Origin of the sequence: Acinetobacter sp. FDAARGOS_559 (genome assembly GCF_003940475.1) — a bacterium.
Classification (GTDB): domain Bacteria; phylum Pseudomonadota; class Gammaproteobacteria; order Pseudomonadales; family Moraxellaceae; genus Acinetobacter; species Acinetobacter baumannii.
This window is the reverse complement of the sequence record NZ_RKJG01000005.1, coordinates 3025381-3042737: the sequence shown is the minus strand read 5'-3', so window position 1 is coordinate 3042737 and position 17357 is coordinate 3025381. Positions and strand designations below refer to the sequence as shown.

The window sequence follows — 17357 nt, the reverse complement described above, 5'->3', positions numbered from 1 at the left end:
TTATCTCAACGCCAAAATTTTTCGAGCGCCATTAAGCACAAACAGAGAAACAAGGATGCCAATAATCAAATCTGGGTAAGCTGAACCAGTCCATGCAACAAGCACACCTGCTAAAATAACTCCCATATTTACGATCACGTCATTAGCGGAAAAGATCCAACTCGCTTTCATATGAGCTCCACCATCTTTATGTCCAGAAATGAGATACAGGCACGATACGTTAGCAATAAGTGCTAAGAAGCCAATAAGGATCATCAAATCTGACTCAGGTTCACTACCAAACATAAAGCGTCTGACAACATCAACAATAACGATCAAAGCTAATAAAAGTTGAATCCATCCTGCAAAATGAGCTGCTTTTAATTGATATTTAGAGGCTTTCCCTACTGCGTAAAGTGCTATACCGTAAACGGCAGCATCCGCAAACATATCAAGAGAGTCCGCAATAAGCCCCGTTGATGCTGCAATAATTCCACTTATGAATTCAATAAGAAAAAGAACACCATTGATTGCTAATAATAATTTTAGAACTTTCGCTTGATTATTTGGGTCAAGTGTCTCGGGCAATTCTCCTGTAGCTTTTACCGTTTCAACAATTTTTGCACCAAAACCGAGGGCTTCAAGTTTTGTAGTAATTTCATTAATCCCATTTGTATGGAAAACAACTAACTTCCTTTGTGCTAAATCAAAAGATAAACCTTTAACTTCATGCAAGGGAGAAAGGGCCATTCTTACCATTTGCTCTTCTGCCGAACAATCCATCTTCGGAATTAAAAAAGTACTGGCTTCTTGCGCATGCTCTTTATTTTCATAAAATTCAGTTTTATTTAACTTCGCTCCAAATCCAAGAGCTTCGAGTTTTGCAGTGATTTCTTTACTTTCACCATTATGCAGAACTTTTAAGTTCCGGTTTGGCAAATCAAAAACCAATCTCTTAACATCCACTAAAGAAGATAAAGTCATCCGAACCATTTGTTCTTCTGCGGAACAATCCATTTTCGGAATGTTATAGTCACTGATGAAAGTCGCTATAGGTTTATCCCCATTAACTAATTCAGGTGACTTTAAAGAATCTGGACCGCAGCACGAATTCAATTCCCCAGAACACGGCTGATCACTACCATAAGAATCTTTTTCATCATAATTAGGTACTTTTTCTACCTTATTACCACAACAAGAACTTTTATTTTCTTCAGTAGCTGAATCTTTACCCTTACAAGAATCTATTTCTGATTCAGGTTGATTTTGCTTAGTGTCGTCACAAGAACTTCCTTTATTACAACCGCAACCACTCATTAATGTGCCTATAGTCAGATCTTAATTTATTGCATATTAAAAACCCTATAGCTACTATAGAGTCAAGATGAAAATTAGAGATATTGATATGTCTTTAAAAATTGGTGAATTAGCAAAAAAAGTATCGTGCTCTGTTTTAACTATCCGTTACTATGAAAAAGAAGGATTGATTCCATCTCCCGAAAGAACTCAAGGGAACTATCGGCTGTATAATGAGGATTATATAGATCGCCTAAAATTCATTCTAAACTGCCGTACACTTAATATGAATTTAAGTGAGATAAAACAATTACTATCGTATAAAGACACACCGAATCAGAATTGTTCAAGCATCAATCATCTTGTTGACTCTCATATAAAAATTATTAAAGAAAATCTCTGTACACGACAAATTTCACAGAACCCTTATCCTATCAGGGTTCTGCCTTCTTAAAATTGCCAAAATTTCCTTAAACTCTTCTTTTTTCCCAAAACCAATTAAACGCTGAATCGCCATTTGAACATAGTCTAAACCATAGCGAAATAAACTCATTGAGAGTCGTCCATGCTTCTTTATTTTTATCGCTTTTTTTTGATCATGTTGCCATTCACCCGTTAAGTAACACCAACAGAAGCTTATAGCTAACACCGCAATCAATTTTTTCACTCGTCTAGGGTCTGTCAAGCGCGTATTTTCAAGATTAAACCCGCGTCCTTTGAGACAACTGAATAAGGTTTCAATTTCCCAGCGTAATGCATAATCCTGAATAGCATTGGCATTAAACTGAGGAGAAACGACGAGTAAAAGCTCTCCATTTTCTAACTGTAGTGCACTTATATATAGTTTCACCCGACCAACCAAAATCCGTCGTTTACGACATTCAATTTGACCAACTTTAAGATGGCGAAATAAATCACTAATTTTATGATTCTTTCCTAAATGATTGGTGACAATGAAGTTTTTTTAACACGAATGCAGAAGTTGATGTCTTGTTCAATTAACCATGTAAACCACTGCTCACCGATAAACTCTCTGTCTGCGAACACATTCACAATACGGTCTTTACCAAAAATGGCTATAAAGCGTTGAATCAAAGCAATACGCTCTTTCGTATCTGAATTTCCACGTTTATTAAGCAATGTCCAAAGGATAGGTATCGCTATTCCACGATAAACGATTGCGAGCATCAGGATATTAATATTTCGTTTTCCCCATTTCCAATTGGTTCTATCTAAAGTCAGTTGCACTTGGTCGAATGAAAACATATTGAAAATCAACTGAGAAATTTGACGATAATCAAAATACTGACCTGCAAAGAAGCGCTGCATACGTCGATAAAATGATTGTGGTAAGCACTTGATGGGCAAGGCTTTAGATGCAGAAGAAAGATTACATGTTTGCTTTAAAATAATCACAAGCATGATGAGCGCAAAGCACTTTAAATGTGACTTGTTCCATTTTAGATATTTGTTTAAGATAAGATATAACTCATTGAGATGTGTCATAGTATTCGTCGTTAGAAAACAATTATTATGACATTATTTCAATGAGTTATCTATTTTTATCGTGTACAGAGAAAGAAAATATAAATTCTCAACAAAAATTAATTCAGCAACTCTTAGATATTAGACGAACATGTGATGGATTATGTACAGTAGATAAATGTGGTGTTCTAAAAGAAATTGGAGATTATGAAACTAAATTAGCTATAACTTGAGGGTTATTAATTTATAAATGGAATTACTTTTAATTCTTTGCTATATGACTAGCATCTTACGCTACTAGTCATATAGCAAAATTCTCTAGAAAACTAATTCGATACCTGCACCATATTTCCACCCTTTTTCAGACTCAGTGTAAGCATCCGGCTAACACAGCCTTACCAAGCGGTCCTATAAGCCTTAATTTAGTTCCCACCTAAAAACAAGTGGGGACTTAATCCATGAACATGGATATATATTCAGCAACACCTCCTGTTGCTAAAAAACGCAGAACATACAGCAAAGAATTCAAACTCAGTATTGTCAATGCCTGTAAAAATCCTAATACCTCGATCGCTTCGGTCGCACTGCAACATAGTATTAATGCCAACCTTGTCAGTCGTTGGATCAGGATCTTCAGCCATCATGAGGGTGCCGTGCAGGATCCTACTCATGTGAATCCAGCATTTATTGCTTTGCCTTACACTGCTGCAATCAGCCAACCTATTGATGAGAGGATCACGTTGTGTATCACCGTGCCTCATACGAATAATGATATTCAGCTAAAATGGCAGACATCAGAAATACCTGCCTTGGCAGAATTACTCAAGGCACTGGCAACATGATCCGTATCAATGAAATTTGGCTCTCTACCCAGCCCATGGATATGCGAGCAGGAATGGATACTGTCATGGCTCAGGTGGTGAGAGCCTTTGGCTACATCAAACCGCATTGCGCCTACCTGTTCTGTAATAAACGTGGTCATCGTATGAAAGTGTTGGTACATGATGGACTGGGCATCTGGCTGTGTGCCCGGCGTTTGGAACAGGGTAAATTTCACTGGGCTCAAGTTCACCAAGGTGAAACCGTGGCCCTCAGCCCGGAACAGTTACAGGCATTAATCCAAGGTTTGCCCTGGCAGAGAATTGGATTGCAGCAAGTGGTGAATATGCTCTAAACCAAGCTCGACCATTCTGCCATCCTCCAAACGTTCTATTTCATTCTCTTCATGACCTCAGGCATACTGCGGTCATGAATACGCTGCCTGACTTAAGCCAACTGACCCATGAACAACTGCTGGAATTCACCAGACAGTTGGCGATGCAGCATCAGTCTCTAGCACAATCAAACCAACAATTGGATGCCAAAGTTCAACATCTTTCTATTCTCAATCAAAAATACGAGCATGAACTGGCGCTGTTTAAAAAGCACAAATTCGCCCAAAAGAATGAACACTTAACGGCAAAACAAATCCACCTATGGGATGAAGCGGTTGAAGAAGATATTGCTGCTGTTGATCTGGAATTAGAACGATTAAATGCAGATAAAACCGATGCAGCGACACAGAAAGCCAAAACCAATAAACCTAAACGTCGACCACTGCCAGATCATCTACACACCATCCGTATTGAGCATGAACCTGCATCAACCCAATGCACTTGTGGATGCCAACTCCGTCGTATCGGCGAAGATGTCAGTGAGAAACTGCATTTCAGACCGGCACAGTTCTATAAGGAACAGCATGTGCGTGGTAAATGGGTCTGTGATCAGTGTGACACTCTGACTCAGCAAGCGATGCCCGCCTATGTGATTGATAAAGGCATTGCTTCACCTGAATTGCTCAGCCATGTGCTGGTATCGAAGTATGCCGATCATTTGCCGCTGTACCGTCAACGTCTGATCTATCAGCGGGCGGGAATCGAACTTTCTAGATCAACTTTATCTGACTGGATAGGTCGCTGCGGTGTAGAACTGGAACCTCTGGCCAATGCCTTAAAAGAGGTGGTGCTGCAACAGCGGGTGCTGCATGCAGATGAAACACCGGTCACCATCATGCGGATGGGTGAGAATGAGAAAAAACCGAAGAAAGGTTATGTCTGGGCCTATGCCACCACACAGTACAATCCAGTTCAGGCGGTGATCTATGACTTTCAGGATAGTCGTTCAGGCCAGCATGCTGCAGAGTTCTTGAAAGGCTGGCAGGGCAATCTAGTCTGTGATGATTACAGTGGTTATAAAGCACGCTTTAAATCAGGCCAGGTCATAGAGGTCGGCTGCATGGCCCATGCACGTCGTAAATTCCATGAACTGCATGTGACCGGGAAAAGTCAGGTCGCTGAACAGGCATTGGTGCTGATTCAGAAACTGTATGCGATAGAAGCAGAACTCAGGAAAAAGACCGATGGTACAGCGGAAGACCGCCGCGAATACCGACAACAGCATAGTCAACCAGTGATGCAACAACTATATGAATGGCTCAACCAACATCATCTGACAGTGCCATCGAGTTCTCCCACCGCCAAGGCCATCAATTACACTCTGAAGCGTTGGCCAGCCTTAAGCCGCTATCTGGATGATGGCAATCTACCGATATGCAACAATTGGGTAGAGAATCAGATGCGTCCCTGGGCGTTGGGGCGCAAGAACTGGCTGTTTGCAGGTTCGCTGCGCAGTGGTCAGCGAGCGGCAAACATCATGACTTTAATCCAGTCAGCAAAGCTGAATGGGCTGGATCCGTATGCCTATTTAAGTGATGTGCTGAAAAGGTTACCGACACATAAAGTGACCCAGATTGAAGAGTTACTGCCGCACTGCTGGAAACCTAAATCGAATTAAAAAATAGGTATGGGATTCAGCGGACGCTTACGACTCAGTAGCCTCTTGCATAGAAGTAGCTTTTTGTCCTTTTTCATATTGATAAGCAACATCAATGAAAGGTCTGATACGCTTAGTAATCTCATATCTGGTTTTGATACCAGTTTTCAATTCTGACAAACCTGATTTTGCAGCATAGTCAGAGTCATCACTGAATACCACATCCATTTCTAGATAAGGCTGTGTAATCAATTTCTGGGTTAATAAGAAATCACGCTCGACCTCAAAACTTGCTCCCCAAAAATTATTCTCACCACCGTATAAATAAGCTTGAGTTTCAAAGAAGTAAGGAGCTAATCCTAATACACCAATAACACCATCAACTCGATCGCTGTTGCTGTTATTTTTATCTTCACTGTATCTTACCCCAGCTTGTACATCCCAAAACGGTGCTACATTACGGCTATAAAGTGCTGACACATCGTATTTTGGATCATTACTTTCTGTCTTATCCAAATTGGCTTCAATGAAAAGACGATTTTCATCTGTTCCTATCAATGTTTCTATTTTAGAACCTAAAGCTCCTTTACCATCTTCATCCACAGTCCACTCATTTTCAAACTTTGTTGATTGAAAAATTTGTCCACCATGCTCTTTAAGATGCTTATCGTGGTTCTGATTAAGCATGAGGTTTTCAGAAGCTTTGGTTTTACCTTTATCATTGTCAGTAGATGGTTTCTGATAAACATTACGCTCAACATATCCTAAACCACCAGGCTCTTTTAATAGGATATTGATACCTTCTGACTGAGTAGGACTTACACTATTGTCTATGTTCTCAGTAGAACCATCATTTGCAAAAACCACACCTGACAATCCGATTAAAGCGATAGATAAAAGTGTCTTTGAATATAATTTCTTAGTGGTGCGCATGTTGATTTACTCCCTTATCATTTGTCTTAGGTTGAGCAACAACATCCTTCATATCAGTACCATTGCTATCGACATTTGCCACAATAAGTTTATTCATCATTCCAGCAGACATGTGATATAGCAAATGGCAATGGATAGCCCATTCACCTAACTCATCAGCAGTAAGTAAAGTTGTCACTGTTTTACCTGGTGGAACTATCACTGTATGTTTATTTGGCATATTGCTAGGATCTTGACCATTTTCAAGCTGCATAAACATGCCATGCAAATGCATTGGGTGGGCCATCATACTGTCATTGATGAATTTTAAACGTATACGCTCACCATATTTGACTTTAAATGGTTCTGTTTGATTAAACTTCTTACCATTAATAGTCCAGATATAACGCTCCATATTTCCACCCAAGCGAATTTCAATTTCGCGTTCCGGAGCACGTGTATCTTGTTGAGGGTTCAAAGATTGTAAGTCACTATACTTCAATGCTCTTTGACCAACTGGAGTCGATGCGTTTGCCCATCCATACACCACATCACTTGTTTCAGAAGTGTTTGTGTTCATTGCTGACATATCATGGTTCATTCCAGACATCGACTGGTCTTTTGAATCACTTTTCATCGAAGACATATCGTGATCCATGCCTTTCATTGAAGACATGTCATGATCCATTCCAGGCATCGACTGCTCTTTTGAATCACTTTTCATCGAAGACATATCGTGATCCATTCCAGACATTGATTGCTCTTTTGAATCACTTTTCATCGAAGACATATCGTGATCCATGCCTTTCATTGAAGACATGTCATGGTCCATTCCAGACATTGACTGGTCTTTTGAATTACTTTTCATCGAAGACATATCGTGATCCATGCCTTTCATCGAAGACATGTCATGATCCATTCCCATATCTTCCATTGTTAATAGGGAACGTGGGCGTGGTTTTGGCATCACAATATTTTTTACAGGTGTAGTATTTTCATCGTGTAGTGTGCCAACAGAAAATCCACTGCGATCAATAGATTCAGCTTCTATCTGATAATTTGCTTGTTTAGGTTCCACAATAACATCATAAGTTTCAGCCGTTCCTATTCTAAACTCATCAACAGGCACAGGTTTTACGGGTTGGCCATCTGCACTTACTACGGTCATTTTCAGATTAGGAATTCTTACATCAAAGAAAGACATTGCCGAGGCATTAATGAACCGAAGACGAACTTTCTCTCCAGCTTTAAAGTTTCCAGTCCAATTTTGTTCTGGAGTTTTACCATTCATCAAGAAAGTATAATTTGTTACGTCAGACATATCTGTCTTCAGCATTCGCATCTGATTCCACATGGAACGATCTTGCCACGTAGCTTTTAAACCATCCCTTTTAATTTGCTTAAAAACATCAAAAACAGTTTCTCTTCGATTTTGATAATAATCAGCTTCTTTTTTGAGATTACTCATAATCTGACCACTAGTAGAGTTATGAAAGTCAGAGAGTAAGACAACATAGTCTCTATCAGCTTTTTCTCCAGCTGTTAGAGGCACTTTATTCTTTGGATAAATAACGAGAGGCCCATACAAGCCATCTTGTTCTTGGCCTTTACTGTGCGAATGATACCAATAGGTACCATTTTGACGAACTTTGAATTTATATTCATAAGTCTTATTTGGTGCGATACCATCAAACTGATTAAATCCTGGTACCCCATCCATGATGCCGGGTAAGATTAAGCCATGCCAGTGAATAGAAGAGTCTTGGTTTTTTAATTTGTTATGGACACGAATAACCGCATCATCACCTTCCTCAAATTCAAGAAGAGGTGCAACAAACTTACCATTTACTGTAATTCTCTTTAGAGGCTTACCAGTAATATTCACCGTTTGCTCAGCAATTGTTAAATCATATTCTTTAACCGCTGCCATAACCCAAGTTGATGAAAATAAACCCACTCCTATCAATAGGACATGACTTAACTTTTTAGACATTTATTTCACCTATCTAATATTTAGTTGAGGGCTAAAGTAGGTTTATTTTTCACTTCACCCTCAATCTTTGATTTATCGTATTCGTTATTTATTTGACATGTTCATTTTAGAATGGTCCATGTTCATCATTTTAGAATGATCCATGTCACTCATATTAGAGTGATCCATATTCATCATTTTAGAGTGATCCATTTGGGACATATCTGTCATCTTACCGTGATCATGTTGACTATGATCTTGTTGATTTTTCTCTTCACTCTTCATGTCACAAGGCTTTTTGCAGTTTTCTTGCGCTTTTGGATTTACCTTGACTTCTGTACTTGCACTATTTGCCTGTTTAGCATCTGCTGCCCAAGATTGAGTTCCAGCAACTAAAGTCCCAACACATAGAAGAGTAGTTAAACCACGACGGAATAGAGATTTCATTGTTTGCTCCAAAAACTAACTTTATGTATCTACCTTATAGGCTCTCACCGAACATCAATGTGACCTGAAAATGACATTTTTGTAATCTAGACCGAATTGCGTATTTATAACGTTATTATGGTCTTAATAAAGGGTATGGGATTTTTTAAATGAGAATCTTACTAGTTGAAGACGAACAAAAAACAGGTGATTACCTTAAACAGGGCCTCTTTGAAGCTGGATATATTACAGATTGGGTTACGGATGGATTATCTGGTAAACACCAAGCTCTTTCGGAAGAATACGACTTAATTATTTTAGATGTCATGCTACCAAAGTTAGATGGCTGGAATATCATTAATGACATCCGTAAAAGCGGAAAAACAATGCCTATTCTTTTTCTTTCAGCGCGTGATCAAATTGAAGATAGAGTTAAAGGTTTAGAGTTAGGTGCCGATGATTATCTCGTCAAGCCTTTTGCTTTTGCTGAGCTACTCGCAAGAATAAAAAGTTTACTTCGTCGGGGTCTACAAAAAGAAGACAGCAATATTATTACGATTGCCGATCTTGAACTTGATCTCCGTAAACGTCGTGTGACTCGGGCTGGACAGCGTATTGATCTAACAGCCAAAGAGTTTGCATTAATGGAGTTATTTATGCGAAGACGAGGAGAAATTCTACCTCGTGCTCTCATTGCCTCTCAAATTTGGGACATGAATTTTGATAGTGATACCAATGTAGTGGAAGTCGCTATTAAGCGGTTAAGAAGTAAAATAGACAGCAATTTTAGCCCTAAGCTTATTCAGAACATACGTGGAATGGGCTATGTGCTAGAGGTAGAAGATGACTCATAAACTGTTTAATGCTATCAGTTTCCGTATAGCAATTATCTTCTCTCTTTCTACCGTCATCATTTTAATGATTATGGGGTTGGTTATTCATCAACTTGTAATGCATCATTTCGAAACTCAAGACCGCACACAGTTAGAAGGTAAAATTCAACTTGTAGAAAACCTTCTTGAGCAAAACCCAGCCAATACAGATGAATTAAATATATATTTAAAAGATGCACTAATTGGTCATCATGACCTCATTGTTCAGATAGAGCGCCCAACTGGACAAATTATTTTTAGTTCAGCACCAGCAGTGATTAAAACTCAAGCTTTAGTCAAATCTAGACATACTCCATGGATAGAATGGGAGATTCAGAACAAAACATACCGTGGTTTAGTTTATAAAAAGTCTTTTGATAGAAATAAGAGTATTCCGTCAGCTCAAATTATTGTTGGAATAGATACATCAGAGCATCTACATTTTTTAAATGATTTTAGACGACAGTTATTATATATCGGCGTTTTAGGCACTATTTGTTTAATGTTCCTTGGCTGGTTTGCTGCATGGAAGGGATTACGTCCAGTTCAAAAGATGGCAAAAGTAGCAGAAGGTATTTCAGCTCAACATCTTTCTGAACGCCTAGAAGTTGAAAACACTCCAACTGAACTAAAATCACTGGCTATAGCTTTTAACGATATGTTAGATCGTTTAGAAACAGCGGTAGAAAAGCTCTCAGATTTTTCATCAGACCTCGCTCATGAGATTAGAACACCTATTAACAATTTGATGACTCAAACCCAAGTTTGTTTATCACGTAGTCGAGATATTAACACCTATCAGGAGGTCCTCTTTTCCAACCTGGAAGAGTTTGAACGTTTAGCTCGGATGGTTTCCGATATGCTATTCCTTGCGAAGGCTGAGCACGGGTTACATTTACCAAATTTACAGCAAGTTAATTTAGTAAAAGAAGTCTCTGCTTTATTTGACTTTTACGATGCGATTGCTGCTGAAAAGGGTATGTTATTGGAACAAACGGGATACGGTTCTGTTAAAGGCGATCCATCTATGTTACGTCGTGCTCTAAGCAATTTATTGTCAAATGCAATCAAATATGGAAAAACAGATTCAGTAATCAAAATCAAATATCAACAAAACTTTGATACGACTGTTTTTACAATTGAAAATGAAAGCTCACCGTTATCATCAGATCAGCTGAATCGACTATTTGACCGTTTTTATAGAACTGATGCTTCAAGACAACGTGTCGAAGAAGGTACTGGTTTAGGCTTAGCAATTACCAAGTCTATTCTTGATGTTCATGGAGCTACGATTCAAGCAACTTATGAAGATGGACGCATTATCTTTAAAATTGTCTTTAAAAATTAATTATAGGCTACTCATTTTAAAATTAGTTTGTGAGTAGCCGGTACTGATTATTTGAAATTACGTAATCGTAATGCATTACCAATAACCGAGGCAGAACTTAAGCTCATTGCTAATGCAGCAATCATTGGTGAAAGCAGCCATCCAGTGAACGGATACAATATTCCAGCCGCTAGAGGAATGCCCAAAGCATTATAAAGAAAAGCAAACATTAAATTCTGCTTCATATTTTTTACTGTAGCTTCTGATAAGGAGCGAGCAATTTCGATACCACGTAAATCACCTTTAATTAAGGTAACTTGAGCACTATTCATTGCAACATCAGTACCAGTACCCATTGCAATTCCAATATCAGCTTGGGCCAAAGCGGGAGCATCATTGATCCCATCGCCAGCCATGGCAACCACTCGTCCTTCTTTTTGTAATTTATTCACTAATTCTAGTTTGTCTGCTGGTTTAACCTCACCATAAACTTCATTGATCCCTAATTTAGTACCAACTGATTTTGCTGTTGTTAGACCATCTCCGGTAGCCATCACAATTCTCAAACCTGAGTTTTTCAATAAAAGTACAGCTTCAGGAGTACTCGTTTTGATTGGATCAGAAACGGCTAATAGCCCTACAAGTTTACCGTCAACAGCTAAATGCATAACGCTAGCACCTTCAGCTCTTAACTTTTCTGCTTGAGAAATAAAGGCATCAACAGATATTCCAAGTTGTTCCATCAATGCCGTATTGCCCAAAGCTAAATGTTGTCCATTTAATTCGCCCTTAACACCAATACCTGATCCCGACTCAAAAGATGAGGGCTTCATTAGTGAAAGTTTTCTTTCACGGGCTGCTCGTACGATAGCATCAGCTAAAGGATGCTCACTTCCTTGATCTAAACTGGCAGCTAAGCGAAGAATCTCATTTTCTTCATATCCAGAAAGTGCAATAACCTTATCAAAAGATGGTTGTCCTTCCGTTAACGTGCCGGTTTTATCAATGATTAACGTATCAACTTTACGAAGATTTTCTATCGCAGCTGCATCACGAAAAAGCACCCCATTTGATGCACCACGCCCTGTTGCAACCATAATCGACATTGGAGTAGCTAGTCCTAAAGCACAGGGACAAGCGATAATCAAGACTGCAACTGCATTGATGAGTCCATAAACCCAACTTGGATCTGGTCCAAATATTCCCCACCCAAAGAATGTAAGGATAGCAATAGCAATAACCACCATGACAAACCATCCTGCCACGTGATCTGCCATCCGTTGCATCGGAGCTTTAGAGCGTTGGGCTTGAGCTACCATTTGAACTATTTGAGAAAGTACTGTTGAAGATCCAACCTTTTCCGAACGGATCACTAATGAACCATTCATATTCATCGTTGCACCTATGACTTGATCACCCACACGTTTTGTAACGGGAACAGGTTCTCCTGTCAGCATTGATTCATCTACAGAACTTGTACCTTCTGTTATGACTCCGTCAACAGGGACTTTTTCCCCTGGGCGTACCCTTAATGAGTCACCTACGTGCACATGGGATAGTGGAACATCTTCTTCCGTACCATCATCTCTTATTATTCTTGCAGTTTTAGGAGCCAATCCAAGTAGTGATTTTATTGCTGCTGAGGTTTGTGATCGTGCTTTCAACTCTAGGACTTGACCTAATAAGGTCAGTGAAATAATTGCAGCCGTCGCTTCAAAATATACTGCAACACGCCCCATAGATATAAATGAAGCCGGGAATACTTGAGGTGCTACCGTTCCAACCAAACTGTAAATAAATGCTGCCCCAGTTCCGATTCCTATTAAAGTCCACATATTTGGACTACGATTTAGAATTGATTGCCAACATCTAACAAAAAAAGGCCAGCCAGCCCAAAAGACAATAGGCAAAGTTAGGAAGAGCTCGATCCAGCTTTGCACTTGCATGTCGAACCAATTAAAACGGTGGCCAAACATTGCTAAAAAAACTACGATAATAGTCAAGGGTAAGGTGTACCAAAACCTTCTCTTAAAGTCTTTAAGCTCAGTATTCTCGTCGGATTCGTCTAGATTCGGAAGTAAAGGCTCTAAAGTCATACCACAGATAGGACAGTTACCAGGATGATTTTGTCGTATTTCCGGGTGCATTGGACAAGTATAAATTGTAGAAGTATTAACATTAACCGGCTGGCTAGTTTCATTTAAATCTGAATTGATCTTTTTATCGGGTTCTTTAACTGTCGCTGTTTTTTCTGCTTTAGTTATATAAAAATCAGGATCACTTTTAAATTTTGAGTGACATTTTTCACTGCAAAAGTAAAAAGTTTTATTCTCAATTTTTTCAAAAAATTTAGAAGTATCTGTTACAGCCATGTCACAAACAGGATCAGTCAATGCATTGTTGCCAGCTTTTTCTTCATGATGATGATGGTTCATATAAAACCTCCTTCATGTTTAATTCTTAAAATAAAGGGCTGATTAAGGCGTACTAAATCTTCTCTTATTTGTTCATTTAATGAACATTATTTTCTATAAGGTCAGTGTAACACTTGTACCTTTTCAATTTTAAAAATGACAAAAATGTAATTTTGAAGTCATCGGAGTGTTTCTCTCATTCTTTAATAATAGACCTACAAGGTGATGACCAAGCTTCCAAACTATGATTTTCATTCGGTCATTACTTATTCAAGTATTAGTTTAAAGAGGATGAAGAAATGAAAATTTTTCAAAATAAAATGTCAGCTCTACGTAACGTTCTAGTAGGCGCAACTATGGTTGCTGCTGCTTCAAGCGCATTTGCACATGTCAAACTTGAGAGTGCAATTCCTGCAATTAATACTACGGTAGCAAGCCAGCCAAAAAATATAACGTTAAATTTTGGTGAACCGGTCATGCTCATGAACGTTAAATTACTTGATGCTCAACGCAAAGACATCCCTTTAAATTATCAAGTAAATCATGATTTGAAAAAATCATTCGAAGTAGCAATACCAAAACTCAAACAAGGAAAATATACGGTGGTTTGGACCACAATGGGTACAGATGGCCACAACATGAATGGTGAATATAACTTCACTATTAAATCTGCAAAATAACAATAGAAAGTAAATAGCAATATGCCAGCAGCTTGCTGGCATATTGCTATAAAAAGGGGAGAAAAATATGGTTCCTGAAACTTGGATATATGCAACATGGCTAATTAAAGTCATTCTATATTTAGGAATTGCATCTGTTATCGGAGGTGCTTTCTGCTATTTCTTACTTGACCGTTATGTAGAAATTAAGGAAACGATTCTTAAATACATCACTATAGGTGCTGGTTTAGGCTTGTTTTCAAGTGTTTTAGGGTTCTTCATTCTTATAGGGAGTTTCGCCAATACAGGTCTTTCCGGCATGTGGGACAGTAACTACATAAATATTTTGATCAATACTCCTATTGGACATATCCATATCATCCGGTCAATCAGTTTTGCATTGTTACTACTATTTATGATCATAAAACTGAGTAAAGGTACTATTCAAGTTTCGAAAATTGAAGGAACCATATTTGCCATATTACTCATACCAATAGTTTTTAGCTTTTCCCAACTAGGTCACGTTACGAATTTACCATTATTCGCTCAATTTTTATTGTCAATACATGTACTTGTAATGTCTTTATGGATGGGATCACTTTATCCTTTATGGAAAACCAGTAAAAGAATTATTGGCTTACCATTAAAAGAACGCATGCATTTGTTTGGACGCATTGCAGCTTTTGTTGTGGGGATATTACTTGCTTGTGGTGCCAGCATTGCTCTGTTACTGATTAAAGATTTCAATACTCTGCTAAATACTCCTTATGGGCATGGATTTATCATTAAAATCCTATTCGTTCTAAGTATTCTGTTATTAGCCGCGTTTAATAAATGGTATTTCACTCCTCGCTTGCAAGATCCGAAATTTGCTAAACAACTGGGTTATGCCATTTTATTTGAGATGTCTTTAGGCCTTTTAATTCTTTTAACGACTGGTTATATCACGACAGTAGTAGGTATCGAATGAGAGGAGAATCAAATAATGACTTCATGGAAGAAGATAAGCTGTATCTTACTTCTACCTATTGTAATGAGTACGATAAGCTGGGCGAAACCAACTTTGCAAGAAACAATTGCTCTTTAATCTAACTCGCCTTCCCTTATATTTGATTGATAATCGTAAAATGGCCATTCTTTTCTAGTAACTGTATTACCGTTTTATTTAATAGAACTTTTAATAAGATAAAATCTTCTAAAACAGTAAAAAAAAATTATATTTATTTTTTAATTTTAAAATTGAGCTCTCTAAATAGAGAGCTCCTACTATTAAAACGTTTAAATTAAAAATTAAGACACCATTCTTAATGCCTGTTCCAGCCCACGTTGTTTAATGTTGGCTCCCATTCCAAACCATGCTGAATCCAATCGATGATCCTGACTCATTGCACGGCGTTCATGATCCGCAAACTCAGTAATACTACAAAGTAAACCATAAGCTGTATCTTTGGCTGAAGCTAATTCTGCACCACGTCCATGTCCGTTAAACATAGTCATGACCTTAGACATAGCACGTCCATTCGGTTCAGTTCTATTGTCGGCTTTGGATGAATGAATTGGTTGAGGTCTTGCCACATTACGGTAGAACTGGATGATACTTTCATCCTGTTCGGCAATGCTCAAGTTCGTGTTATTAAACACGGCATCAAAGTAGGCTGCTGCTTCCTGCTGGGTGACTTTACGTTGACTGAGCTGCTTCATTTCATACATGTGTTCATCCCATGCACGAACTGAAATACCTAGTTGCTGTTTGATCTTTTCAGCATCGAACTTGGTACTGTGTGGAACTTTCACTACACCTGCACTGCTATTCTGCCCACGTAGGGCAATCGCTAGAGTGTTATTACACACCACACGAATTGAGGTAAATTGCGCCGTGGTTGCCAGTGTGCCATCACATGCTGTTGCTAGCAGAATATAACCATTACTGACATCCTTACCTTTCAGTGCTGCCGATTGACCTGTTCTTGCCAATGCCCAGAACTTGCGTCCACCTTTGAGTACACCCGCCGTTTCCAGTTCAAAACCCGATTGCTCAGTCAGGTCTCGATAAAACTCCAGAATCTCTTTGGGTTGTACTTCCTGATAGCGTTGACTCACTACCGAAAGTGGTGCATGAGTATCTGAACGATAAAGCACTCGCTGCTCTTCATAAGGCAGAATGATACTTTGTCCTCTTTCATTCTTTGCCATATAACTCACATTGGATGATTCTATTCGCCAGTCCATACCCGCTTGCTGTGCCCAGATTTCTATCGGCTGATTTTGAGGGAGTTGATTACCTAAACCATGCCAAGGGGTTTGACCAACAAATGCCATAGTTTCTATTTGATGTGCCATGATTAGTTTCCTTTAAGTGATTTAAATAATTTGAATGCTGTAAAAGATGAGTATTACGCGAAGCCTGATTGCTGGATTTCAAAATGTTCCACACATTGCTCACATTGGTAATGCAGCGTCACCATATTGTCCTGATGCTGGACATAGAGCAGAAACATGCCCCCAATCACCAAGCCAACAAAACCACCGACCAAAGGGTGAACGGGACTACGTTTTGACAACTGCATACAGGCTGCTGCCAGAGACATCGGTGAAAATGATGAAAGCTTTGCAAATACACCTGAACTAGGCTCCGTCTGACGAAGTAATGTGATATGTAATGAATGACAGTAAGGACACTGGTGCATGTATTTCCTCCTAATAAAAGGCATAAAAAAAGAGCCTGCGAAATCGCTGGCTCTTTATGTCTGGATAAGATTTTCTTATTTAATGAGCACGCTGTTTATTTTTACAGTCAGCAACTGCTTGTGGAATAGAACGTAAACTCGGGTGACAAGGATCACTTCGCCCCGGAATATAAATACCTCCAAACTTTCGAGGTTTTACCCCAATAAATCGGACAAAAGTTCGATGACTACTATATGGAATTCTTGCCTCACTCATTGCATTATGGACAGTCGCATTACTCAGTGCTAAAACCTGTTCGCACTCATTGAACATAGACACCGTAAATGTTCTTTGGACTCCACTTTTTAAAACGCCACGATACGTACAGTTTACTTGCCCAGAATAGCCTTGTTGTTGAATTAAATAGGCAGGTACTTCATGTGACTGTAAATCTAATGCATAAGTTGAAATGCTTATGGCTGCAAATCCAATACCTAGAAATAGTTTTTTCATTTCAATTTCTCTTTATCGAATAAG

At 38.8% G+C, this 17357-nt stretch carries 16 protein-coding genes and 1 pseudogene; 8 read left to right on the top strand and 9 right to left on the bottom strand.

Annotation, left to right across the window (positions count from 1 at the left end; all coding sequences use genetic code 11):
• Window positions 1-1296 carry a cation transporter gene (locus tag EGS71_RS16095; RefSeq protein ID WP_000012074.1) on the bottom strand — a complete coding sequence of 432 codons (1296 nt, stop codon included), beginning with the start codon at window positions 1294-1296 and terminating at the stop codon, window positions 1-3.
• Window positions 1297-1384: 88 nt separating this feature from the next.
• Here EGS71_RS16095 and EGS71_RS16090 point away from each other — a divergent pair.
• Window positions 1385-1687, top strand: a pseudogene (locus EGS71_RS16090) (MerR family transcriptional regulator); the annotation flags it as partial.
• Between the two features lie 3 nt (window positions 1688-1690).
• Here the strand turns inward: EGS71_RS16090 and EGS71_RS16085 are convergent.
• Window positions 1691-2781, bottom strand: a protein-coding gene (locus tag EGS71_RS16085; protein WP_085940413.1) for an IS4-like element ISAba1 family transposase whose coding sequence is annotated in 2 segments (ribosomal slippage) — window positions 1691-2241 and window positions 2241-2781 — 1092 coding nt in all. Because the reading frame shifts where the segments join, the coding sequence is not laid out codon by codon here.
• Between the two features lie 437 nt (window positions 2782-3218).
• Here EGS71_RS16085 and EGS71_RS16075 point away from each other — a divergent pair.
• From EGS71_RS16075 to EGS71_RS16065, 3 genes are all read left to right on the top strand, one after another.
• Window positions 3219-3602 carry a transposase gene (locus tag EGS71_RS16075; RefSeq protein WP_001055589.1) on the top strand — a complete coding sequence of 128 codons (384 nt, stop codon included), beginning with the start codon at window positions 3219-3221 and terminating at the stop codon, window positions 3600-3602.
• The gene (gene tnpB, locus EGS71_RS16070) at window positions 3599-3934 is read left to right on the top strand and encodes an IS66 family insertion sequence element accessory protein TnpB (RefSeq protein WP_000619347.1); all 336 of its coding nucleotides are present in this window, start codon (window positions 3599-3601) and stop codon (window positions 3932-3934) included. Before EGS71_RS16075 ends, tnpB begins: the two co-directional genes overlap by 4 nt.
• 74 nt (window positions 3935-4008) lie before the next feature.
• On the top strand, window positions 4009-5592 hold the full coding sequence (locus EGS71_RS16065) for an IS66-like element ISAba25 family transposase (RefSeq protein ID WP_001094424.1): 1584 nt from the start codon (window positions 4009-4011) through the stop codon (window positions 5590-5592).
• A gap of 27 nt (window positions 5593-5619) precedes the next feature.
• Here the strand turns inward: EGS71_RS16065 and EGS71_RS16060 are convergent, their stop codons facing one another.
• The 3 genes from EGS71_RS16060 to EGS71_RS16050 all read right to left on the bottom strand — a co-directional run bounded on the left by EGS71_RS16060 (window position 5620) and on the right by EGS71_RS16050 (window position 8902).
• Window positions 5620-6504, bottom strand: a complete 885-nt coding sequence (locus EGS71_RS16060; protein WP_125275255.1) for a copper resistance protein B — start codon at window positions 6502-6504, stop codon at window positions 5620-5622.
• A complete protein-coding gene (locus EGS71_RS16055; RefSeq protein WP_000038720.1) occupies window positions 6491-8476 on the bottom strand; it encodes a multicopper oxidase domain-containing protein in 1986 nt (661 codons plus the stop codon). The genes EGS71_RS16060 and EGS71_RS16055 overlap by 14 nt, the downstream gene beginning before the upstream one ends.
• An 84-nt stretch (window positions 8477-8560) precedes the next feature.
• Window positions 8561-8902: a hypothetical protein gene (locus EGS71_RS16050; RefSeq protein ID WP_000838338.1), complete on the bottom strand. Its 342-nt coding sequence runs from the start codon at window positions 8900-8902 to the stop codon at window positions 8561-8563.
• A gap of 149 nt (window positions 8903-9051) precedes the next feature.
• On the opposite strand from EGS71_RS16050, the gene EGS71_RS16045 reads away from it, so the two are divergent.
• Both EGS71_RS16045 and EGS71_RS16040 read left to right on the top strand, forming a co-directional pair.
• Entirely contained in the window at window positions 9052-9735 is a 684-nt protein-coding gene (locus tag EGS71_RS16045) for a heavy metal response regulator transcription factor (protein ID WP_001221577.1), read from the top strand.
• Window positions 9725-11101 (top strand): heavy metal sensor histidine kinase, encoded by a 1377-nt coding sequence (locus tag EGS71_RS16040; RefSeq protein WP_000149044.1) that lies wholly within the window; start codon window positions 9725-9727, stop codon window positions 11099-11101. Before EGS71_RS16045 ends, EGS71_RS16040 begins: the two co-directional genes overlap by 11 nt.
• 47 nt (window positions 11102-11148) lie before the next feature.
• Here EGS71_RS16040 and EGS71_RS16035 read toward each other — a convergent pair whose 3' ends face one another.
• Entirely contained in the window at window positions 11149-13515 is a 2367-nt protein-coding gene (locus tag EGS71_RS16035; protein WP_001015465.1) for a heavy metal translocating P-type ATPase, read from the bottom strand.
• A gap of 278 nt (window positions 13516-13793) precedes the next feature.
• Between EGS71_RS16035 and EGS71_RS16030 the strand changes: the two genes are divergently transcribed.
• Window positions 13794-14174 carry a copper resistance CopC family protein gene (locus EGS71_RS16030; protein WP_000689218.1) on the top strand — a complete coding sequence of 127 codons (381 nt, stop codon included), beginning with the start codon at window positions 13794-13796 and terminating at the stop codon, window positions 14172-14174.
• A gap of 67 nt (window positions 14175-14241) precedes the next feature.
• Window positions 14242-15123 (top strand): copper resistance D family protein, encoded by an 882-nt coding sequence (locus EGS71_RS16025; RefSeq protein ID WP_000248861.1) that lies wholly within the window; start codon window positions 14242-14244, stop codon window positions 15121-15123.
• Window positions 15124-15443: 320 nt separating this feature from the next.
• Here EGS71_RS16025 and EGS71_RS16020 read toward each other — a convergent pair whose 3' ends face one another.
• From EGS71_RS16020 to EGS71_RS16010, 3 genes are all read right to left on the bottom strand, one after another.
• Window positions 15444-16493: a DUF932 domain-containing protein gene (locus tag EGS71_RS16020; protein ID WP_000951115.1), complete on the bottom strand. Its 1050-nt coding sequence runs from the start codon at window positions 16491-16493 to the stop codon at window positions 15444-15446.
• A 53-nt stretch (window positions 16494-16546) separates the two neighbouring features.
• Complete coding sequence (locus tag EGS71_RS16015; protein WP_000553829.1) at window positions 16547-16840, bottom strand: hypothetical protein; 294 nt, start codon at window positions 16838-16840, stop codon at window positions 16547-16549.
• A 79-nt stretch (window positions 16841-16919) separates the two neighbouring features.
• The gene (locus EGS71_RS16010) at window positions 16920-17333 is read right to left on the bottom strand and encodes a hypothetical protein (protein WP_000732629.1); all 414 of its coding nucleotides are present in this window, start codon (window positions 17331-17333) and stop codon (window positions 16920-16922) included.
• Window positions 17334-17357 lie beyond the last annotated feature (24 nt).